The 23,112-nt window shown below is 64.8% G+C and carries 14 protein-coding genes; 8 read left to right on the top strand and 6 right to left on the bottom strand.

Translation table 11 applies throughout. From position 1 onward, the window contains the following. Positions 1–137 precede the first annotated feature (137 nt). Entirely contained in the window at positions 138–1,481 is a 1,344-nt protein-coding gene (locus tag MFF62_RS20575; protein WP_404990802.1) for an MFS transporter, read from the bottom strand. A 249-nt stretch (positions 1,482–1,730) separates the two neighbouring features. On the opposite strand from MFF62_RS20575, the gene MFF62_RS20570 reads away from it, so the two are divergent. Both MFF62_RS20570 and MFF62_RS20565 read left to right on the top strand, forming a co-directional pair. Further along, entirely contained in the window at positions 1,731–2,906 is a 1,176-nt protein-coding gene (locus tag MFF62_RS20570; RefSeq protein WP_238264979.1) for an iron-containing alcohol dehydrogenase, read from the top strand. Positions 2,907–2,952: 46 nt separating this feature from the next. Continuing rightward, on the top strand, positions 2,953–3,267 hold the full coding sequence (locus tag MFF62_RS20565) for an NIPSNAP family protein (protein ID WP_238264978.1): 315 nt from the start codon (positions 2,953–2,955) through the stop codon (positions 3,265–3,267). On the opposite strand, the gene MFF62_RS20560 is transcribed toward MFF62_RS20565, so the two are convergent. Further along, positions 3,253–4,257 carry a LysR family transcriptional regulator gene (locus tag MFF62_RS20560; protein ID WP_238265128.1) on the bottom strand — a complete coding sequence of 335 codons (1,005 nt, stop codon included), beginning with the start codon at positions 4,255–4,257 and terminating at the stop codon, positions 3,253–3,255. The two genes, MFF62_RS20565 and MFF62_RS20560, sit on opposite strands and share 15 nt — an antisense overlap. A 170-nt stretch (positions 4,258–4,427) precedes the next feature. Here MFF62_RS20560 and MFF62_RS20555 point away from each other — a divergent pair, with 170 nt between their 5' ends. Next, entirely contained in the window at positions 4,428–6,017 is a 1,590-nt protein-coding gene (locus MFF62_RS20555) for an aldehyde dehydrogenase (NADP(+)) (protein ID WP_238264977.1), read from the top strand. Between the two features lie 38 nt (positions 6,018–6,055). Here MFF62_RS20555 and MFF62_RS20550 read toward each other — a convergent pair whose 3' ends face one another. Both MFF62_RS20550 and argH read right to left on the bottom strand, forming a co-directional pair. Then, positions 6,056–7,018: a Bug family tripartite tricarboxylate transporter substrate binding protein gene (locus tag MFF62_RS20550; RefSeq protein WP_238264976.1), complete on the bottom strand. Its 963-nt coding sequence runs from the start codon at positions 7,016–7,018 to the stop codon at positions 6,056–6,058. 20 nt (positions 7,019–7,038) lie between these two features. Continuing rightward, a complete protein-coding gene (argH, locus tag MFF62_RS20545) occupies positions 7,039–8,577 on the bottom strand; it encodes an argininosuccinate lyase (RefSeq protein WP_238264975.1) in 1,539 nt (512 codons plus the stop codon). A 161-nt stretch (positions 8,578–8,738) separates the two neighbouring features. Between argH and MFF62_RS20540 the strand changes: the two genes are divergently transcribed. Continuing rightward, positions 8,739–9,623: a LysR substrate-binding domain-containing protein gene (locus MFF62_RS20540; protein ID WP_238264974.1), complete on the top strand. Its 885-nt coding sequence runs from the start codon at positions 8,739–8,741 to the stop codon at positions 9,621–9,623. A 6-nt stretch (positions 9,624–9,629) separates the two neighbouring features. Here the strand turns inward: MFF62_RS20540 and MFF62_RS20535 are convergent, their stop codons facing one another. Further along, positions 9,630–10,169, bottom strand: coding sequence for a hypothetical protein (locus tag MFF62_RS20535; protein WP_238264973.1), 540 nt, complete (start codon positions 10,167–10,169; stop codon positions 9,630–9,632). Positions 10,170–10,283: 114 nt separating this feature from the next. Between MFF62_RS20535 and MFF62_RS20530 the strand changes: the two genes are divergently transcribed. The 4 genes from MFF62_RS20530 (at position 10,284) to MFF62_RS20515 (ending at position 22,894) form a co-directional block, all read left to right on the top strand. Continuing rightward, on the top strand, positions 10,284–11,177 hold the full coding sequence (locus MFF62_RS20530) for a LysR family transcriptional regulator (protein ID WP_238264972.1): 894 nt from the start codon (positions 10,284–10,286) through the stop codon (positions 11,175–11,177). 113 nt (positions 11,178–11,290) lie between these two features. Further along, positions 11,291–15,271 (top strand): Tc toxin subunit A-related protein, encoded by a 3,981-nt coding sequence (locus MFF62_RS20525; RefSeq protein ID WP_238264971.1) that lies wholly within the window; start codon positions 11,291–11,293, stop codon positions 15,269–15,271. Positions 15,272–15,290: 19 nt separating this feature from the next. Beyond that, complete coding sequence (locus MFF62_RS20520) at positions 15,291–21,359, top strand: toxin TcdB middle/N-terminal domain-containing protein (protein ID WP_238264970.1); 6,069 nt, start codon at positions 15,291–15,293, stop codon at positions 21,357–21,359. Between the two features lie 86 nt (positions 21,360–21,445). After that, positions 21,446–22,894, top strand: a complete 1,449-nt coding sequence (locus tag MFF62_RS20515; RefSeq protein ID WP_238264969.1) for a PepSY domain-containing protein — start codon at positions 21,446–21,448, stop codon at positions 22,892–22,894. A gap of 9 nt (positions 22,895–22,903) precedes the next feature. Here the strand turns inward: MFF62_RS20515 and MFF62_RS20510 are convergent. Then, positions 22,904–23,112: hypothetical protein (locus MFF62_RS20510; protein WP_238264968.1), on the bottom strand; the 209-nt coding region annotated here is incomplete at its 5' end.

Raw genomic sequence — 23,112 nt, 5'->3', positions numbered from 1 at the left:
ACAACATAGCACTGGCGCCGGGTGGCCGGCCATAGGTGCCTTCCCGCGTCGGCCGGCGCGTGTGCCGGGCCGGGCACTGCCGGCGCCGGGGTGTCCAGGCCCGGCCGGGCCGGACGGGCAGAACGGGCGGGATGGGCTTAGTGGCCCGAGGCAGCCTGCGAGCGCGGGCGGTAGTCGATCAGGCTGGAGAACACGGCAATCCCCACGGCCATGGCGACGAAGAACAGCAGTGCCAGGAAGTAGGATCCGGACCACTGCACGATCACGCCGATCAGCACCGGCACCACCACGCCGGCCATGTTGCCGCAGAAGTTCATGGTCCCGGCCAGCACCCCGGTGCGATCCGGGCCGCCGATCACGGCCGGCAGGCTCCAGTACATGCCACAGAAGCGGATGAAGAACAGCGCCACGCACAGCAGGGCCACCACCACGGTGGAGTCCGCGATATACGCGGCGGCCAGGATGCAGCCGGCGGCCACCAGCGACGAGCCGCTGAACATGGTGCGCATGACCAGGTTCGGCGACGCGCCCGATGCCTTCCATTTGTCGCCCAGGTAGCCGCCGACCAGTTCGCCGACAAAGCCGGACATGAAGATCAGGAAGGTGGCGCCGCCCATGGCCGTGATGTTGAAACCGTGCGCCTTGTGCAGGTAGCTCGGCATCCAGGTCAGCAGGCCGTAGAAGACCGCCAGGATGCAGCTGTAGCCGGCAAACATCGCCAGCACCGAGCGGTCGCGGATCAGTTCGCGGAACGGCACCGCGGCGTGCACCGCTGCGTCGCTGGCCGGGGCGTTACCGCGCACGATGTGCTCCAGTTCCGCGGCGTTGACGTCGGGATGCTCGGACGGATGGTTGCGGATATAGCGCCAGGCCAGCAGCCCGGCCAGCATGGTGCCCACGCCCGCGATCACGAAGGCGATGCGCCAGGAGCCGAGCCACGCGATCAGCCCGGCGATGATGATGGCGCCAAAGGCGCTGCCAAGCGGCGCGCCGCCATCGACCAGCACGGCGCCGCGCCCGCGCTCATGCGGCGTCAGCCACGAGCCGATCAGCTTGGCACCAGACGGCATGATCGGCGACTCGGATACCCCGAGGCCCATGCGCGTGAGCAGCAGCACGATCCAGTTGTGCGAGACCGCGGCCAGTGCCTGGAACGCGCCCCAGGCGATGGTGGCGGCGGCGATGATGCCCCGCGTGTGATAGCGGTCGAGCAGCAGGCCGGCGGGAATCTGCATCAGCGCATAGGACCAGAAGAACGCGCTCAGCATCAGGCCCTCGATGGCGGGCGTCAGGTTGAATTCGGGCGCGATCAGCGGCAGGGCGACCGACAGCGACGCGCGGTCGATGTAGTTGATGGCCGTGAGCAGCAGCATGATCAGGAAGATGCGCCAGCGCACGTTGGTGGGGCGCATCGCGGCGGCCGGCGATGACGCATCGGCTGCGACGGGCGCGGAGGTGGCGGAAGGGTGCAGAGATGGCATGGCTGTCTCGTCGTTGTGGTTGTCGGGGCGAGCGAATCGCCCCGGCACTGTAGGAGCGCTGCCCCCGCGTTGCCTAATGACGCGTTGTGATCGCGTGATAACCGCTGGTGACGGCTGGTGCCGCCGGGCACGGCAGGCGGGCGAGCCCGATGCGCCGCCGTTATCGGGTCATCACGCCTTTTCATTAGGCAGGGGGCGTCGCGCTTTGTACCGTGCGGTCTGGAGACAACGTACCGAAACGGAACCCTCATGCATCCCTTCCTCTATCACTTTCCCACCACGCTCAGGTTCGGCAACGGCCTGGCTGCCCAAGCCGGCGAACTGATTCGCCCCCATGCCAGCGGCAAGCTGCTTGTCGTCACCGACGAGGGCCTGATGCGCAGCCGCGTGCTCGACGGCTTCTTCCAGTCGCTGCGGGACGCCGGTGTGGCCTACGAGACGTTTGACGGCGTGGCGCCGAACCCCGATACCTCGGTGCTGGAGCGGGCCGTGGCATTCCTGAAGGAGCACGGCTGCACGGCCGTGGCGGGCGTGGGCGGCGGCAGCAGCATCGACACGGCCAAGGGCGTGGCCGCAATGGCGACGAACCCGGGGTCGGTCCTCGACTACGAAGGCTACGACCGCATCCCGAACGAACCATTGCCGATCGTGGCGGTGCCCACCACGTCCGGCACCGGCAGCGAATGCACGGCGTCGACGGTGTTCACCAACAAGGAAACGCTGTTCAAGACCGTCATCATCAGCCCGAAGCTGTTCCCGAAGGTGGCCATCCTCGATCCGGAGCTGACGCTGCGCCTGCCGCCCGCGATCACCGCCGCCACCGGCATGGACGCGCTGACCCACGCGATCGAGTCCTACGTATCGAAGCAGGCCAACCCGATCAGCCAGGCCCTGGCGCTGCATGCGATCCGCATGATCGGCGGCAGCTTGCGCAAGGCGTTCTATGCCGGCGCGGACCTGCAGGCGCGGGCGGACATGCTGATGGGATCGTTCCTGGCGGGGGTGGCGTTCTCGCAATCGAAGCTCGGGAACGTCCACGCGATTTCCCACACGATGGGTGGCGTGTTCGACGTCGCGCACGGCATCGCCAATGCCGCGTTGCTGCCCTATGTGGTGGCGTTCAACGTGCCAGCCAGCCCCGAGCGCTTCCGCGAAATCGCGCAGGCGCTGGGTAGCGAGGTGTCGGGCCTGACGGACCTGGAAGCGGCCGGGCGCGTGGTGACCTTGATCCGCGACCTGAACCGCGCGCTGGGCATCCCGTCAACGATCCGCGAGCTTGGCGTGGACCTGGCCCACCTGCCGCAGATGGTGAAGGACTCGATGCGCAGCGGCAACGTGCTGGTGAATCCGCGCCTGACCAGCGCGGCCGACATCGAGCGGATCATCGTTGCCGCGCATCGCGGCGATATCGAGGCGTTTGCGTAACCCTTTTGCGTAATCCGTTCGCGTAACCCAATACCCAGAGAAACACATGTACTACGAAATGCGGACCTATACGGTCCAGATCGGCAAGATGAAGGAATACCTGCGGCACTTCGAGCAGGAGGGGCTGCCCGTGATCTCCCGCTACGCCAAGCTGGTGGGCTGGTGGTACACCGAGATTGGCGAGTTGAACCAGGTGGTGCACATCTGGGCCTATGAAAGCCTGGACGACCGGATCGCCCGCCGTAATGCGCTCTACGAGGACCGCGACTGGCTCGAGAAATTCGTGCCGGTGGCCTTTCCGATGCTGGTCAAGATGGAGTCCAAGCTGCTGCGTCCGGCGGACTTCTCACCGATCCGCTGAGCCGTCCTCGCTGTCGTTCTCGCCGTCGTTCTCGCTGCCGTCCGGCAGCGGTTCGACGCAATGCGCCTGCAGCGACGCGATCAGCAGGCGCGCGGCCGGCGACAGGTGCGCGCCGGATCGGGTGATCACGCCATAGGGGTCGTCCAGTGCGCGCATCGGCACGGGCAACTGCACCAGCATGCCGAACCGCTCGCCGAATTCCGCCACGGCGCGTGGTACCACGGCCACCAGGTCGGGCGTGTCCTGCAGCATCGTTAGCGTTGCAAAGGCCGATGCGGTTTCCAGCGGATAGCGGGGCACGTCGATGCCCGCGTCGCCCAGCTCGCGTTCGAGCGTGCGGCGCATTGGCGTGTTGACCGGGTACGCCATCCACGGCAGGCCGGCCAGGTCCGCCAGCGTCAGCGCCGAGGCGCCCGCCAGCCGGTGCGAGCGCGCGGCCACGACCGCGAGCGGTTCCATTTCCAGCGCCATGCAGTCGTAGGCACCCGGCCTGCGGCTGACGCCGCAGCGGCACAGGGCCACATCGATGCGGCCTTCGTCCAGCAGCGGCAGCAGCGCGGCGCTGGTGTTCTCGATGATCTCGACCGACAGGTGCGGCTGCTGTTCGCGCAAGGCGGTCAGCGCGCGGGTCAGCAGCGGGATCGCGCCCATGATGACGCCCACCGCGAGATGGCCGCCATGGCCTTGCGCGATGGCCGTAATCTCGGCATGAAGGTGTTCAAGATCGCTGTAGATCAGGCGCGCATAACGCGTGACGCACTGGCCGAGTTCGTTGGCCACCAGCCCCTTGGGCTGGCGTTCGAACAGCGACATGCCCAGGATGTCCTCGATCTCGCGCAGCGCCTTGGTGGCGCCCGGCTGCGAGATGGCGATCTCGTCCGCGGCCTTGTGCAGCGAGCCGTGATTGTCCAGCGCGATCAGCAGGCGCAGTTGCTTCAGGCGCAGTCTTGACGCAATGGTGGCGAGCGAGGGGAGTGCCGTGGGGCGCATGGCGGAGCGTGCAAAAGTCGACACTATAGCGCCTTCGACCCATCCCGGCACGGCGCCCGGATAACCGCCGCTTATCGGCAAATCAGCCCTTTTCATTGGCGCCCGCCGGCGCCGCCGCATAGAGTCCCCCGACACGCGCGGCCACACCGCGTCCATCTCCAGGAGACTCGATGTCGTTGCAAGTTACCGGTCAACAATACATTGGCGGCGCACGCAGTGCCGCCGGTTCTACCTTGCTGTACAGCGTGAATGCCAGCACGGGCGAGCGCCTGCCCGGTGCGTTCCACGAGGCCACGCCCGGCGAAGTGGACGCGGCTGCGCGCGCTGCAGCGGCGGCCTATCCCGCGTTTCGTTCGCTGGCGCCGGCCCAGCGGGCCCGCTTCCTGGACGCCGTGGCTGACGGCATCGACGCGCTCGACAATGCGTTCATCGAACTGGTTTGCCAGGAAACCGCGCTGTCAGCCGGGCGCATCGCAGGGGAGCGCGCACGCACGAGCAACCAGTTGCGGCAGTTCGCAACCGTGCTGCGGCGCGGCGATTTTCTGGGCGCGCGCATCGACCTTGCCATGCCGCAGCGCACGCCGCTACCGCGCGTCGACTTGCGGCAGTACCGCATCGGCGTCGGGCCGGTGGCCGTGTTCGGCGCCAGCAATTTCCCGCTCGCGTTCTCCACGGCCGGTGGCGATACCGCGTCGGCGCTGGCGGCTGGCTGCCCGGTGGTGTTCAAGGCCCATATGGGGCACATGGCGACGGCGTCGGTGATCGCCGACGTTGTGGTGCGCGCGGCAGAGGCCACGGAGATGCCGCGCGGCGTCTTCAACCTGATCTTCGGCGACCGCATTGGCGAGCATCTGGTCAAGCATCCAGAGATCCGCGCCGTCGGCTTCACGGGTTCGCTGCGTGGCGGCCGCGCGCTTTGCGATATGGCCGCGGCCCGTCCGCATCCGATTCCCGTATTTGCCGAGATGAGCAGCGTCAATCCGCTGATCCTGATGCCCCAGGCGCTGGAGCGCCGGGGCGCAGCCATCGCGGCCGAGCTGACCGCGTCGGTCACGCTGGGGGCAGGGCAGTTCTGCACGAACCCGGGCCTGGTCCTGGGCATCCGCTCGGCCGCGCTCGACGCGTTTGTCGCGCATTTCAAGACAGCCATCGCCGCCGAGCCCGCGCAGACGATGCTCAATGCCGCGGGGTGGCATCACTACGTCGACGGGGTGCGGAAGTTTGCCGATACGCCGGGCATGGCCTTGCTGGCCGCCGCTCCAGCGCATCCCGGCCAGGCGTCCGCCGAACTGTGGCAGGCCGACGCCGAGCTGCTGTTCCAGCCCGATGGCCGCTTGCAGCAGGAAGTGTTCGGGCCTTGCACGGTCCTGGTGGTGCTGGACGATGCCGCCGCCCTGCAGCGCGCCATCGACGCGCTGCAGGGGCAGTTGACGGCAACCCTGATCGCGGACCCCGAAGACCTGGCGGACGCCGCGCCACTGGTGGCGGCGCTGGAGCACAAGGCGGGACGGCTGCTGGTCAATGGCTATCCAACCGGCGTCGAGGTGTGCGATGCCATGGTGCATGGCGGTCCGTATCCAGCAACGTCCGACGCGCGCGGCACCTCGGTGGGTACGCTGGCCATCGACCGCTTCCTGCGGCCCGTCTGCTTCCAGAACATGGACGACGCGCTGCTGCCGGCGGCGCTGCGGAATGCCAACCCGCTCGGCATCGATCGGCTCGTGAATGGCACGCACACGCGCGAGCCGATCGTGGCGTAGCGTGAAGCTGGCGACGACCACGATGGCCACGGCGATCCCTATTCGAGCTGGATATTGGCCTGTCGAACCACTTCCGACCAGCGCCGGGTGTCGTCGGTGATCACCTTCGACAGGTTGTCGCCGTTGCCATAGAGCGGCAGGGCACCCTGGTCGTGCAGCAGTTTCACCGTGCTGGCGTCCGAGGTAATGGCCTTGACGGTGTCCTGCAGGCGTCTGACGATCTCCGGGCTGGTGCCGGCGGGCGCCATCAGCGCCGACCACGATTCGGTCTCGGCGTCCGGGATGCCGAGTTCCGCAAACGTCGGCACGTCCGGAATGGCGGCATTCCTTTGTTTGCTGGCGACGCCAAGCAGACGCACCTTGCCTGACTTCACATACGGCTGAAGACCCGGCAGGTTCGCAAACAGCACCTGGATCTGGCCGGCCAGCAGATCGGTCGTGGCCGGGCCGGCGCCCTTGTAGGGCACATGAGTGAAACGGACGCAGGTACGCAGCATGAACAGTTCCCCGATCATGTGGTTGACCGATCCCTGGCCGGCCGAACCCATGTTGAGCTTGCCGGGGTTCGCCTTCGCATACTTGAGCAGTTCCGCCATGTTCTTCGCGGGGGTGTTCGCGGACACGGCCAGCACATTCGGCACCGTGGCGAACAGCGCAATGGGAGCGAAATCCCTGGATGGCGAGTAGTTCAGGTTGCGGGACACCAGCGGCTGGATGACCTGGGCACCCATTGTGGCATACAGCAGCGTGTAGCCATCGGGGCGTGCCTTGGCCACGTAACCCGCGCCAATGGCCCCCCCCGCACCGGGCTTGTTGTCGACGACGACCGGCTGCCCCAGCATCTGAGACATGCGCGTGGCCAGCAGGCGGGCGGTCAGGTTGACGGTACCACCCGGTGCAAACGGCACGACCAGGTTGATCGGCTTGTCCGGGTAGCCTTGTGCGCTGACGGCGGAGCAGCATCCCAGGGCAGCCAGCAGAACTGCGGTGATCTTGAACATGTGTTGTCTCCTCCGGTGCGTCAGCAAGCCTGCGCCTGCGCTTGCGGCACGGGGTGTGAAGCGGCCAATGCCTGGGCACGTTGTTCCAACTGCGTCGCGGCGTCCCGGATCCGGCTCTCGACGACCGCCAGTGCGTCGGCACGCCTTGCCATGGCCAGCCGCTGGTGATCGATGCGCTGGCGAACGCCCTGGGGTGCCGGTGCGCCATACGATTGACGGCCGTTCACATTGCAGACCGGATCCAGGCATTGTCCGACGTCTTCGGGCGACAGTCCCGCCAATCTTCCCACCTGTTCCAGCGCCGCGTCGTCGATCATCGCCGACGTGATGGCGGTGGCCGGCAGGCCTTGCTCCAGCGCGCGACGCACAACGGCGCCGATGATGTGATGGGCATCGCGAAACGACAGGTCGGCTTTGCGTACGAGCAGATCCGCCAGATCGGTGACGGCCGAGAAGTCGTTGGCTGCCCGCGACGCCATGCGTTCGGGCTCTGGTTCCACATGCTGTATCAGCAGGTGCATCAGTTCCAGGCATTTCAGAGCTTCTTCGCAGCTTTCCCAGCAGGTGCGCGTGCTCTCGCGGCTGCTGTCGCCAGAGTGCGAGAAATGGGTCGATTTTACGGTCGTCAGCGCGGCGGACGTCAGGCCCACCAGATGTGCGGTCTTGCCGCGCAGGTATTCGAGCACCACCGGATTCTTCTTCTGCGGCATGATGCTCGACGTGCCCGCGATGCTGTCCGGAAAGGTCAGGAAACCGAACTCGGGCGTCGACCAGATATAGAAGTCCTGCACCATGCGACTGCATGTGATCATCATGATCGACAGCGCCGCGCTGAGTTCCAGCGCAAAGTCGCGCGATGCCACGCTGTCCAGCGCATTGCCCAGCGGGCGACTGAAGCCGAGCAAGTCACTGGTTAGATCGCGATCGATCGGGAACGAGGTGCCGGCCAGTGCGCAGGCGCCCATCGGGCAGCCGTCGAGCGTTTCAAGAACATGCTGCAGGCGGTCGATGTCGCGCGACCATGCTTCCACCAGCGCCGAAAGGTAGTAGCCGTAGGTGATCGGCTGGGCGGCCTGCATATGGGTATATCCGGGCATCACGTGGCCGGCGTACTGGTCGGCCTGGTTCAGGGCGCTGTCGCACAGCCGCACGAGCGCCGCGCTGATCCGGATCACAAAGGCACGGGCGCGGATCCGGTCGTTGGTCGCGCCGATGTCGTTCCGGCTGCGTGCGGTATGCAGCCGGCCGCCGACATTCTGGCCAACCTGGCGGATCAGGTGCGCCTCGTAATTGAAATAGGCATCTTCGCGCGCGGCATCTAGTTCCACGGCGTCGGGGCCAGCCTGGCGCATTTTCAGCAGCGCATCGGCCAGGGTTTTGGTGGTGGTTTTGTCCAGAATTCGCTGCTGGTCGAGCATAACCAGATGAGCGAAATTAATCTGCGTCAGAATATCGAAATTCTTGACGAAGAATTCCCGCGTGGTGCGGGGCTGGAAAATAAATTGGATAACCTCCGGCGCGGGAGGTTGTTTCAGACGGCGACTGACTTTGGATTCCATGATCAAACTCGGTGAACAAGACCTGCATCGAGTTTGGTTTTTGACGGTCCATACGTCAAATCAGCGCCTCGCAGCTTTCTATACAATTCTGATATAGGTTGCAAGGCGGGCGGTGCGGCCGCCATGGCGTGCCACAATCACAACTTTCCAGGAGCCGTTCGATGAATTTCAAGCAGATCGAGGCGTTCCGTGCCGTGATGATGTCGCGCTCGATGACCACGGCGGCGGGTCTCCTGCATACGTCGCAGCCGAATATCAGCCGCTGGATCTCCATGCTGGAGCGTCAGGTTGGCTTTCAGTTGTTCCAGCGCGTGGGCACCAAACTTTTGCCCACGGCAGAGGCCGAAGCGTTTTATGCCGATGTCGAACGCGCGTTCCTGGGGCTGGAATCACTGGACGATAGCGCCAATTCGATTCGCCGGCGGGGCACCGGATTACTCCGGATTGGCGCGGTAGGGTCCATCGCAGAAAGCATATTGCCGGATGCCCTGGCAATATTCCGGCAGACTTTTCCCGATATACCCGTGCTGCTGAATACCGCGCGCTCGGACGTCGTCGCAAAATGGATCGCCACCGGGTTTTGCGATATTGGATTCTGCTCGGTGCAGACAGAACTGCCGAGCCTGCAATATGCCGAAATCAACGTCGCACGGGGCGTCTGCATCGTCCCACGATCCCACCGGCTGGCTGGCCGGGCGACGCTGGAGCCGAGCGATCTCGACGGCGAGCACTTCATTTCGCTGCCGGCCGAAAGCGCGAACCGTCGCGAGATCGACCGGCATTTTCCGACGGGCTCGCGCGTGCTGGCCATCGAAACACCCTATGCCACGACGATCTGCAAGATGGTCAGCAAGGGGATGGGCGTTTCGATCGTGAGCCCAATCGTCAGCCGCTCGCTTGGCCTGGCCGACCTTCGGGAAATACCGTTCTCCGGAGAAGTCATGTTCAGGAGCTTTGCCGTGACGTCCGACCATTTCCCCCTGAATTTCCTCGCGAGCCGGATTTCGGATTGCGTGCGCGAAGCGTTTGATGTGCTGAATCCATAGGCGTGGTCATGGCGCAGTCCAGAAGCCGTTGCGCTGAACGTATCGCGTCACCTTTTTATCGATGGCGTCTTCCCGCTTCAGATCGCGTTCGGTGAAGCGAAAGAGCAGCGCCGGCCCCGATACACAAAGGGTGTCATGGATGTCCCCTGGCAAATAGACCTGGGCCTGGCCGGGCTTGACGAGGGTGGCGTTGCGCTTGACGAGACGCGTTTCACCACCCGGGGTAGTGATACGCCCATAGGTGCCCATCTCACTTTCCCCTTGCTGCACGGCATAGATAACCCAGCTACGGCCGTGGTCGTGCGGCGGCCGATAGAGCGAAGCTTGCTCAAAATGCGCCAGCAGGACAAAACCGTGCGTCGGATCCCGATAAAGCTCCTGGCTTGCGGGCTGATCGCGGTAAAGATCCACAAGCCAGCTTTCATCGGAGGTTGCATGCGCTAGCGATTCAAGTTGCTGACGGCAGGTCTCCACCAATTCCGTGGTCAGCGGACCCCATGCCGCGTGTATCGCCGCCATAGCCCGAGTGAGTGTATTCGTTGCCATTTCGTGCTCTGTTGAAAGTGTTCACTGAATGTAAGAGCAATTCTGGCGAGGCGGAAGACGCAACGATTGCAACAGATACATGCGTGAAACGCCATGTCATGCTAGCCTCCGGGCATGTCGATCCCTGACCTGAATCTGCTTGTCGCACTGGACGTTCTTCTCGATGAGGGGAGCGTCGCCGGCGCTGCGGCTCGCCTCCACCTGAGTTCTTCGGCGATGAGCCGGACGCTGGCTCGTTTGCGCGAGGTGACGGGAGATCCACTGTTGGTGCGCGCGGGACGTGGACTGGTGCCAACACCCCGTGCCATCGAGCTTCGCGACCGCGTGGGTTCGTTGGTGCAGGAGAGTCAACGCCTTCTGCGACCGACCAAGGCCCTGGACCTTTCGACGGTGGAGCGCACGTTCACCGTTCGTACGAGCGACGGCTTTGTCGAGAATTTTGGCCCGCCACTGCTGGCCCGCCTCGGTGAGCAAGCGCCTGGCATTCGACTGAATTTTCTCCAGAAGGCGGACAAGGACAGCGCGCCCTTGCGGGAGGGGCGCATCGACCTGGAAACAGCCGTGGTCGAGGCGTCCATGTCGCCAAAGTTGCGTACCCAGGCCCTTTTCAGAGACCGCCTGGTCGGCGCGATCAGTGCATCACACCCACTGGCCCGAACGGAGATCAGCTTCAAGGACTATGCGGAAGGGCGGCACGTCATCGTCTCGCGAAGCGGCTTTGACGAAGATTCGATGGAAGGGAAGTTTTTGCCGGAGAACAGTCGCCGCCGCGTCGTGAGTTCAGTGGGTGGTTTCGCGACGGCATTGGCCCTGGCTAGAAACTCTGACTTGATAGCAACTGTTCCTGAACTTCACACTGGATCACTGCGCGAGGGCATGTTCAGTTTCCCGCTGCCATTGCGCGCGACGAGCTTCTCTGTGTCGATGGTCTGGCATCCGAGGCTGGACGCCGATCCGGTCCACCGCTGGCTCAGGGCTTGTATGCGGGCTGTTTGTACACCTGAGTAGGAACGGCGAGCATTGCATTAGTCCCGCAACGCTGCATTTTTTCGCCTAGGCTAAATCGGTGCATGCGGCCGGCCCGTGCAGTCGAGGCCGGCAAACCTTGCCGGGAGACGAGGATGCCGATCTATCTGGCCGAGGCATACGGCACCAAGTCATTGGCCCGGGCCGCTGTGCTCGTTGAGCCGACTTCCTCCGATCCGTTGGAGCGGCAAATCCAGACTTGGGTGCTGAGTGGCAACCTGGCGTACTTCGCCGGCCGCTACGCCGAAGCGCTGTCGAACTACCTGACCGCTTGGGGCCATTTGCCCATGCTGGTCCTGCCCGTTTTTCCTCCTATCCTTGGCAAGATCGATCCCCTGGTGTTGACCAAGGTCGATCTTGTCGATCCGCTGCTGCAGGCAAGCGCCGCGTTGCATCGCCTTCGACCGGTGCTTGGCGGGGCGACGGCCATCATGCCGGCTATCGATCCGCCCAGCGAGCTGGCCGACCTGACCGAACGATTTGGCGGGGAAGCCGGCAAGGCGCGCCGCGCGCAGTCGCTGAGCCTGACGCTGCTTCAGCAAGGCGAATTTGACCTGGCAAACCGGTACGCCGATGAAGCCCGGCAATCGGGAGACGAGGCGGAGCAGGCCGACGCCGAGGCCATCCGCGCCGCGATTGCGCTAGCCAGTGGTGACGCCGAGAGCGCCCGCGGAGGATTTGCCGGCGCAGCGGAGCGGTACAGGGCGCTGGCCCGGCCTGACCTGGAAGCGTCGATGGAGCATAACCTCGGCGTCGCCGGTAGCCTTGCCGGCGACGCCGAGAATGCCGCCGTGCGCTTCGGCGCCGCAATCAACCGGATGCCGGCCGCGCTTGGCTGGAGCGTCACCCAGGCGCTGAATCCAGGGAGTGCCAGCGTGACGCGCCCGGCCGGCAACCTGGGATTGCCGCTGGTGCTGCGTTGCGGCGCCGATTGGCTACCCGTGCCGATACGCACGATCGCGCCCATTGCGCGCATCGACGTGGCGCGGAAGGGCGGGGCCATCACCGTCGATCTCGCGAACGACGCGGCTGCCGGACTGGAAGCAGCGTTCTTCAAGCCGCGTATCGATACGGCGCGCCTGTCCGATCTCGGCATTGACCTCACAGATCCCGTGCTGTTCGTCACGTACCTTACACAGGTTCGCGGCTTCACGTTGCCGCTGGCGCTTGGCGACACCTATCACGCGCTCGGCCGCTTTGACCTGGCCGCCCACTATTACCTGATGGCGCGCGAGTACCGCTACCTGAACCTCACCATCGAGCGCCCGATGCTGTGGGCCCGGCTGGCGCGCACCTACCTGGCCGAGGGTGACCGTCTCTACCGTCAGCAGGATCCCGACGGTGCGCGACAATGCTACGAGCGCATCGTCAAGATGGGCGACGAGGGCTTTACGGTCGACAGCCCGCTTTACGCCGGCGCCTTTGCGCCGCTCGTCGACGAGACGCTGGGGCTGCTGAACGCCCCTGACCCGCTGGCGTTTGACATCGTGGACTACACGCGTCGCCTGCTGGTGTTGCAGGCATTGGCCAACTTGCAGCAGATTGCGCAAGGCATCAACTACCTGGGTTTCTCCGAGGCGCTGGTTCCTATCCATCCATGGCGCTACCTGCAGAATCAGGCGCGCTATTTCACCAATCAGGCCATCCAGGCCGAGCGAGCGTTCCTGACCTTCAAGGGAACGGCCGAGAAGGAAGCGTTTACGCGCCTGACGCTGGAGCAATCGGTGGACGCGCAGAACTCTGCGGTCAATGTGGAAAAGCAGAAAGTCAAGCTCGCGCAGGAGCAAGAAAAGGTGGCCGGCGAAACAGCCGACGTCGCCGCGCGTCGTATCGAACAGGCGCAGGCGTCACGGGACGACTACGCCGATGTGTCGGCACAGACCGCGTTCTACGACGAAATCAGTGCGCTGTACGCCGCGCCCGACGGCGGCGTGCATATTGACCCCAACTATGCGGCGCAACTTGGCATTTCGCTCACCTACGTTCACGAGCGCTATACAGGCATCACCGGGACGTCCGACTTTTACTACACCAAGGACGTGAGCAAGTCCGAGATCCTGCGCACCATGAACCGCAGCCGCGGCAAGGCCACGCGCGATCTGGAACTCCGCGACATGGACCGGAAGATCGACCAGCTTGGCGACGACCTGTCGATCGCACAGGCACAGAAGAAGGCGGCGAAGCAGGGCGTGACCGCGGCGAAAGCACAGCAACAGTTAGCGCAGTTGCGGGCCGATCAGGCGAGGAGCCAGCTCGACGCGTTCGAAGACCAGGAACTGACGCCAGAACTGTGGGACAACCTGGCCGAGGCGCAGCGCGATCTGAGCCGCCGCTATCTCGATCGGGCCATCGGTGCCGCATTTCTGATGGAGCGTGCGTACGAATTTGAATACGACACCACGGTCAATCGCATCCGCTTCGACTACACGCGCAGCGACCTTGGCGGACTGATGGCCGGTGACCTGCTGCTATCGGACATCGACCAGTTCAGCTATGACCGGTTGCTGGAAACCGACAAGAAGGCGCCTATCAAGGTGAGCCTGGCGCTGGCGGACCGCTATCCCTTCCAGTTCCGGCGCGGTTTTCGCAAGACTGGGCGCCTTGACTTCCAGACCGCGCCGGACGATTTCGATCGATGGAACCCGGGCACCTGCTGTCGCAAGCTTCGGCGCGTGGAGGTAGTGATCGAAGGGCTGGTGGGGGCTGACGGCCTGCACGGAACCCTGACCAACAGCGGCATCTCGGTCGACCGCCGCCGCGACGGCAAGATTTTCACGCGCGTGCAGAAGCCCGAAACGATGATCCTGTCGCGTTTCGACCTGCGCGGCGATGGGTTTGTCTTTGCAGCCACGGAAGAGCAGGTGCTCACGGTGTTCGAGAACAGCGGCGTTGCCGGCGGCTGGGTGCTCGACTTGCCGCCGGACCTCAACGACGTGGACTACGAGACCATCACCAACGTCCACCTCGTGCTGTATTACGACGCCTACTACAGTGCGCAGGCCGCCAGCGTCGTGCGCGCGGAACTGGCAGCGGCAGGGCGGGAAGAGCAAATGCTGGGGCTTGCGTTGCGCTTTCAATTCCCGGATGCATTCTTCAATTTCCAGGCAACGGGCGAACTGCCTTTTACCCTTGACCATGCTTACTTGCCGTTCCATCAGACCGCGCCATCGGTGCTGGACTTCGTCGTGCACCTGGAGACGGTAGACGGTACATCGCCGGCGGGTCTGGTGCTGGACGTGTCTGTGGACGGCTCGGCCTTCACCGCAACTACTGATGCCAATGGCATGGCGGGCTCGCTCGATGCCGCGCCCGGCGCGGCCGGCGGACTTGCGGGTCTGCGCGGCAGGCCACTCGCTGGCGATTGGGCCGTGAAGATCGACCGCGCCGCGAACGAAGCCGCCTTCACGGCCGGTTTTACCTGGGCGAAAGTGCGCAACATGGCGGTCTTCGCCAACTATGCTTATACGCCGCGCGGCAAAGCGCTTGCACAGCGCCGCTTTGACGCCGACCCGCTTGCCGCGTTCGACCGAATCGACGATCCGGCCGCCAGCGACGGCGGTCCCGCTGTCTGGGCATACGACGCCGCCGCGCACGCTGTCGTGCAGCAATCCGCCCTCCATGCGACCGCCTGGCTCGACGCCGGCCCCAACAAGCCCGGTGCCATGCTCCTCGCCAAGACCGACCCCGACTGGCCCCTCCGACGCGACGTGGTGGTGCGTACACGGCTAGCATCGGACCGCGATGGCATCGGCGTCGTCTTCCGCTACCAGGACCCCGACAACTATTACTACTTCCTGATGGACGCTGCACACGGCCTGCGCCGCTTCGGACGTAAGGTGGCAGGCGTGTTTGCCGACCTGGATGTGCCGGCGGTGGATACCACTGCCGCCTATACGCCGGGGCGCACCTATCTGCTGAGTGTGGCGGCCATGGACAACGTGCTGGTCGCCACGCTAGATGGGGTTGTTGTGCTCAGCGGCCGCGATGCGGCAATCGGAACGGCCGGACGGATCGGGCTTCTCGCGTGGAATAACCCGACTGCGCGGTTCTTCGATCTGCTGGCGCGGGACGCTTGAATCGTCTCCAGCCTTCGTCATGTCGCGTTCATCGGGAATATCGCCACAGGCCATCAGCCTGCCCAAAGGCGGCGGCGACGTCAGGGGCCTGGGCGGCTCGTTTCTGCCTGATTGCAATCGCGGCACCGGCAGCTACGTGCTCGACCTGCGCTTGCCACCGGGGCCAGGGGGCATACGCCCATCACTAGCCTTGGCCTACAGCTCGGCGGCCGGCAATGGCGCATTCGGACTGGGTTGGGACGTGGCGGTGCCCACGCTCTATCTCGACTCGGAACGGCACTTCGTCCGCTATGACGATACCGATGGCTTTCGGCTCGCAGGCCAGGGCGAGCTTGTCCTGATCGGCGACGGCAGCTTCCGACCCAAGTACGACACGCTATTTGCACGCATCACGCGCGGCGATCACTGGGAAGTTTCGCCCAAGGAGGGTGGCGTGCAGCGCTTCGGCCTGAACGCCGAAGGACGGCTGGGTGACCCCGATGATCCCAATCGCGTGCTGGCGTGGTTGCTGCAGGAAGTGGAGGACCGCAACGGTAACCCTATTCGCTTTCGATATTTGTCCGACGGCAACAACCGCTATCTGCGCGAAACCGCATGGGGCCCATATCGCCTGGCGTTTGTCTACGGACCCCGCCCCGACGTGTTCAGCACGGCCCGCCATGGATTTACGCTGACGACCGCTCTGCGCTGCGTGGCCATCGAGCTTCACTGTGACAGGCTGCCCGGCCATACGCTCATCCGCCGCTATACGCTGGATTACCTGCAACCAGACGAGACGCCGTTATCACTGTTGCGTGAGGTGCGCCTGAGCGGCCACCGCGGCCAGGACGCGGATGCAGGCGATACCATGCCCCCGCTGACCTTTGGCTACAGCACATGGCAGCCCGCCTCGTTCCGTTGCCGGCCGCTGGCCAACCCCGACGGCGCGCCGCTGCCCAATCTGGGCGCCAGCACCACCGATCTCGTCGACTGCACCGGAGACGGGCTGCCAGACTTCGTGCAGATCGACGGAGAGCGGCGCGTCTACTGGGCCAATCGAGGCGACGGCACCTTCGACGCCCCAAGGCAGATTCGCAGCCTGCCGGACGGTGCCCACCTGGGCTATCCGGGGATCGGTTTTGGCGACCTGGACGGGGAGGGCGCTGCCGGCCTTTTCACGTGCGATGGCCCGTACGCCGGCTATTTCCCACGCACCGGTCCGGCAACATGGGGGCCGCTGCGGCGCTTTCCCAAGGCGCCCGCTACCAGCCTTCGCGACCCTTCCACGCGGATGATCGACCTTGATGCCGATGGCCGCGTGGATCTGCTGCGGACCACCGATAGCGCCTTCCTGCTGTATCTGAACCGGGGCGTGGACGGCTGGGAAGCGCTGCCACCGATCCCCCGCGTGCATGATTTCGACGCCTTCCCCGACATCTCGCTGTCCGATCCGCGCGTGCAATTGGCGGACATGACCGGGGACGGACTGCCTGACATCGTGTTGATTCGTCCGGGCGAGATTTGCTATTGGCCGTATGAGGGGCTGGGCCGATGGGGCCGGCGCCGCGTGCTGGCAGGCGCACCGGCCTTCGCGCGCCCCGGCGCGCCCCGTGCCATCTTCCTGAGCGACGTGAACGGCGACGGTGTGGCGGACCTGGTGGTGGTCGAGGGCGACGCCGTCACGGTCTGGATCAATCGCTGCGGCATCGGGTTCGCGCCGCCGGTACGGCTCGCCAACACACCCGCCATGGCGGGTGCCGACATACGCGTCGCAGACATGCTGGGTGCCGGCACCGGCGGCGTTCTCTGGACCTACGCAAGCGAAGTCAGGCCCCGCACGCGCTGCTTTTTCCTGGATTTGGCCGGCGAGGCCAAACCATACCTGCTCACCTCGGTCGACAACGGCTTGGGCAAGCGCACCACCATCCGCTATGAAACGTCCAGTCGCTACGCCGGCCGCGACCGGAAAGAAGGCCGGCCGTGGACAACCAGCCTGCCGTTTCCTGTACAGGTGGTGGCAGAGATCAGACAGGATGATGCGGCGTCGTTGCTTTCGCTGCGGCAGACGCTGGCCTATCGCGACGGCCTCTACGACGGCCGAGAGCGACGCTTTGCGGGCTTCGCGCGAGTAGGAGTGACGGAGTGGGGCGAGGCAAGCGCGCCGCCGCTGCTGTCCGCCATGCATTTTGCAGCGCAGCCCACTGCCGAGATGGGCGACGACGCCCGCGCAATGGCCGTCGCGCAATGGGGCCGGCTACTGGAAACTGCGCAAGGTCCACCGGACGGCCCGCCTCTGCGACGGGCGACCGGTACATGGACCGCAACGATCGCCGCGAGCGGCGAGGATGGCACGCCAGTGGTCACCATTGCACGCACCGCCTTGCGAACCGAACAGCTTGATGGTACTGGCGAGGCGGCCGAGGCCGTGATAGTCGAGCATACATACAGCTTTGACGAAGCCGGCAACGTTACGTCGCAACGCCGCCAGGCAAACGGGCCAGCGCCGGTGGTCGTCACCAGCAACGTGGAGTACGCCCATGCTGCCAACGGGCGACTCACGTCGCTGCCTTCGCGCGTGATAGAGCGCGACGCGGATGGCGTCATGCTGCGGGAGCGCCGCATTTATTACGACGGCGATGCCTTCACCGGTCTGCCGCTCGGGCAGGCAGGCGCGGGAAACCTGATGCGGCAGAGCGTGCGCGTCATCGATGCCGAAGCGTTTGCCACGCACTACGGCGCCGAGGTCTTGGATGCGGCGACGCTGGGTTATCGCCTTGAGCCTGATGCCCCCGGCTCCTGGTGGCGCGACGAAATTCGTTATGCCTACGATGCCTTGGGCAACATCGCCCAGTCCCGCGACCCCCTCGGCAACGAAAGCACGATCGAGCGCGACGCCGACGGCCTGTACCCCGTGCGTGTTGTCAACGCGGCTGGCCATGCGACGACACTCCACTGGGACGATGCCGCACTACAACCGGACACCGTTACCGATTCCAACGGGGCAGTGTTCCGATTCAGCTTCGACGCCCTCGGCAGGGTCACCAGACTGATGCTGCCTCGCGTACTTGCTGGCCCCGATCCCGGCATAGAGGCGGATCCTGACGAAAGCGTCGCCTATCACCTCAATGCCACGCCACCCTACGTCGAACTCACCCAGAAAGCGGACGATGGGCTGCCCGCTGCGGTGCGTCGCATGTACTACGACGGCAGCGGCCAGGTGTTGCAGTCACGGATGCTCATCGACGACGAAGCCGACCCGGAATCGGTACTGGTTTCCGCCGCCCGCACGATCAACGCGCGAGGCTGGCTTGGCACCATCGGCGAGCCAACTTTCAGCCAGGGACTGGCCTTCGCGCCGGTGCCACCCACCGTCGTCACGGCGCTGCACTACGATGCCCTGGGCCGCACTCTCGGGGCCGACCTGCCGGGTGGACGCACCACGCGCACCGTCTTCAAGCCGTTCAGCACGACCCTGTACGACGCCAACGACACCGATGCATCGCCGGAGAACATCGCACGCGGCTTTTTTGACACCCCCACGACGCATGACCTCGACGGGCTTGGCCGACTTGCGGCCGTCACGGAGCGGCACGACGGTGTGGCCACGCGCCATGCTTTCCGCCACGACGATGCTGGACAATTGCGCGAGATCAGCGGCCCGGATGGCGGTCTTCTGTTGAGTCGTCGTCTGGATCTTGCGGGGCAGTTGCTGGAACTTAACCATCGCGACGGTGGGCGCCGCCTGTTCTTCCACGATGCCGCGGGCCGGCTCGTGCGTACCGTCGATGCTGCCGGGCAGCGCATCACCCATGCCTGGGATGCGCTCGGCCGGCTGACGGCGACAAGCGTGGATGGCAACGTCCTCCAGCAATTCGTGTACGACCAGGCAGACCCGCCGCATGCGATTGGCCGCATGACCGAGGCGACTGACGAGTCTGGGGCCTGGCGTTTCGCCTACGACGCGCGGGGACGGATGACGCATCGGACGCTGACCGCGAACGGTCGGAGCTGGACGCTGGCTCAGCAGTACCTTGCCAACGGCCAGGTGTCAGAAACCACATACCCCGACGGCGCGACGCTCGCGTTCCGCTACGACCGTGCCGGACGACTGAAGGATGTGCCTGGGGTGCTGGATGCAATCGCCTATGACGCCTTGGGTCGCCGCACATCGCTGCAGTATGCCAATGGCGTACAGACCCGGATCGAATACGATCCCCAGCGCCGCTTCCTCGCACGCTTGCGCGTGCTTGACGCAAATGCGGCTGTCTTGCAAGACACCACCTACACCCGGGACAACGTCGGCAACGTGCTAGCCCATGCGGACGGCCGTCCGACAGGGCCGGGGGCGCCCCATCCACGTCGCTTCACGCTGGATGGCCGGTACCGGTTGGTCGCGGTCGACGGAGGCGGCTCTGCGGCTGTGCCCGCATACACCCGGCTCTACGCCTACGATCCTGCCAATAACGTGACGCGCTTCCCGACGCATGGCGCGGCGCCATTGGTCTGCGATCCGCCCGGCAGTAATCGCATCGCCGGCATTCTTGACGGTGGCAACCTGGTGCGCCTCTACGAATACGATGCCAACGGCAATGTCACCCGGCTACCCGGCAGGAAGTTGAGGTTTGACGGCTTGGGCAGGATGACGTCGGTGCGCCGCGATGACGGCGCTTCGGTGACATACCGGTACAGCGCCACCGGCGAAAGGACGTGGCGCGAGACGAGTATTGCCGGCGCGGTGCGGCGGACCCTGTTTCTGGGTGGCTACGAGGAGGACGACGATGGCACGGTCCGGCGCTATTTGTCCGCAGCTGGGATGCCGGTCGCCGTCGACCGTGGCGGGGAACGTACGTGGCTGCATGGCAACGAACTCGGCCATATCACGCTCTTGACTGACGCTGCCGGCGTGCTCGCGGGCAGTCGCCATCTTCAACCGTTCGGCGAGGACGCGGGGCAGGGCACTGCCGGCGCGACCGTCCCGTACGCGTTCGGTGCCCAGACGCTGGACGACGTCAGCGGCCTATACCACTTTGGAGCCCGCTATTACGCTCCCGAGATCGGCCGCTTCGTGAGTCCCGATCCGCTGTACCTGCTCTCGCCCGAGTTGGCACTCCAGGCGCCGGGGCTGCTGAATCCATATGCCTATGGGCTCAACAATCCCATGATCTATGCGGACCCCTCCGGGCTTTCACCGGTCGGCGCGGCACTGGGCGGTCTGGTGGGCGGCGCGCTTGGTGCGCTGGTCTTCATTGTGACCGGCGGTAATCCTATCGCTGCCGGACTTGTGGGCGGCTTCGCAGGCGGTGCTGTAGCGGGTGCGATTGACGGCGGTGTGAAGGGCGCCGTGGTGGGCGGTCTGCTCGGAGCGTTGACCGGCGCCATAGGGGGCGCGGCGCTATGGGGGTTGTCTGCGGTCAGCGGCTGGATATTCGGGCATGTCGGGCGACTCGCCGTGAATACCATTGTGTCGTCGCTCGGAGTCGCCATGACGCTCAGCAGTGGTGCCCTTCAAGTGATGGAGCACGGAAACTGGGACCTGCTGGCTGGGGCGGGAGGGGCGTTGGTCGGGGCGATTGTCGGTAATGCCATCGGGAATGCGTTGATGAAGATGAGCAACACCTGGGTTGACCCGAACCACTCGCCACGTGTGAAGCAGACCCAGGCCGAAGTGCAGGCGGCAGTCAATAATCAGGCCAACTTCGACAAGGTGAACTACGTCAGCAGCTTCAATCGAAACACCACTAATTATGGCTTTCAGACCAGTGGTGTTGTCACCATGGAGCACGACAACATCGGCAACTCCTGGTTGCAGTATCGAAGTACCCAAGCGCACGAGCTATACCACGAGTATCAGGAACAGACCTTCAGCGAGCCGGGCTTCGCGGATTTCAATGCCGCCTATCGCGCGGAGAAGTCGTACGCCAGCAACCGTTTCGAGAACGCGGCATTCAATTTCGAGATGCATTTCATGCGTTATGCACCGTATCCGTTCGCGACGTATACGTACATGGTTGGCCCGAGTTCTGTCGTGCTATCGCAGCCGCCCGGATGGGATAACCGAAAGCGAGGCGGGGATGGGTGGAAGGATTTGTTTGGGCGGCTAGGTTTGTAGCGACTGTTGCGGCGTACACACGTAAAATGCCGGGCCGTCCCCGCTCGGCGGAGCTAGCGGGCATTTCTATCATTGGGGTCCTATCCGTGTGGCGCAAGTTAAAGCTGAAACGATGGCTGTACCTGATCCATCGCTGGATGGGTATTGCCGGCTGTCTGTTGATAGCGATGTGGTTCGGCTCAGGGCTGGTCATGATGTATGTGGGCTTTCCCAAGCTGACCGACGCCGAACGACTGGCCGGGCTGCCGCCTCTGGCGCTGGGCTCGATCACCACCACGCCGGATGCTGCGATGGCAGCGGCAGGGCTTGATGCCTTCACGCCGAGCCTGAGGCTTGAAATGGCGGGCGACCTGCCGGTCTATCGCATGATCGACGGCAAGGGACGGCCGCATACGGTATCGGCGGTGGACGGCCACGTAATCTCTAAGGTCGATGCCGCTACGGCGCAGACCACGGCGCAGCGGTTCGCGGGCAAGCCCGCGCAATGGCTGGAGACGGCCGAACGCGACCAGTGGACCGTGCCCAACGGCCTCAACGCCTGGCGCCCGCTGCATCGAATCGCCATTGACGATGGTTTCGGCACCGAACTCTACGTGTCGGCAAAAACCGGCGAGGTCATGCGCGATACCCACCGCGCCGAGCGCTTCTGGAACTGGCTGGGCTCGGTGCCGCACTGGCTTTACTTCACACCGATCCGCCAGGATCCGCCGCTATGGCGCCAGGTGGTGCTGTGGACGTCGGGTCCTTGCGTGGCCGTGGCCATCACGGGGATCTGGATCGGCTGGCTGCGACTGCGCGTGCGACGCCGCTTTGCCCACGGCAGCATGGACGGCATGTCGCCTTATCACGGCTGGATGGCCTGGCACCACGTGGCGGGGCTGGCAGGCGCGCTATTCCTGCTGCTCTGGCTGATCTCGGGCTGGCTGTCGGTCAATCCGAACCAGTGGTTCAACGGTCGCGGCTTCGACGGGGCCGCGCTGCAGCGCTACGCCGGGCATGCAGCCGCCTCGTTCCCGGCACCGGCCTGGCGGGCATTGCCCGAGGACTTACGCGAAGTCCGCATGGTATGGGTGGGCGGCAAGCCGGTCTTGCTGGTGTCCGCCGCCGACGGCGCAGTCCGGGCCATCGATCCGCAGGCTGGCGCGGCCGTGCAATGGGATGGCGCCGAACTGGCGCGTGCGGCCGCAAATCTGATGCCGCACGCCCGCATCGAATCGCAATTGGTTCAGAACGAGCCTGATGCCTACTGGTACAGCCATCACCAGATACGCCGGTTTCCGGTGTTGCGCATCGCCTTCGACGACCCGGACGGCACCTGGGCCTATATCGATCCCGAGATCGGACAGGTGGTCGGCCGCAGCGACGACAGCCGGCGGCTTTACCGGTGGCTGTTCAACGCCGTACACAGCTATGACCTGGTTACGCTGACCGGGCGACGTCCGCTATGGGATGCGGTGGTGTGGGTGCTTTCTATTGTCGGGCTTGTGATGTCGGTGAGTGGGGTTGTGGTGGGATGGCGGCGGCTTGTCCGGTAGGTGCTAGCGTCAATTCCACATAGCTACATGGTTTTTTGGGTCGTTTTTGTTGACGTTATGGCAATTTAGATCGAGCGGGCGATCCGTATCGCCGGGCCCGTCAGAAATTTTGTGTTTAGGGCATAACATGTCGCCAAGGAGCATGTCATGCCACGTAGAACCAAGACGAGCCAGGCCGCCGATCGTGAGCTGCCGACCATTCCCGAAGATCTGATCGC

Source organism: Cupriavidus pauculus (assembly GCF_022179805.1).
Lineage (GTDB): Bacteria > Pseudomonadota > Gammaproteobacteria > Burkholderiales > Burkholderiaceae > Cupriavidus > Cupriavidus pauculus_E.
Note: the sequence above shows the minus strand (reverse complement) of the source record. Positions and strands in the feature narration are given on the sequence as shown.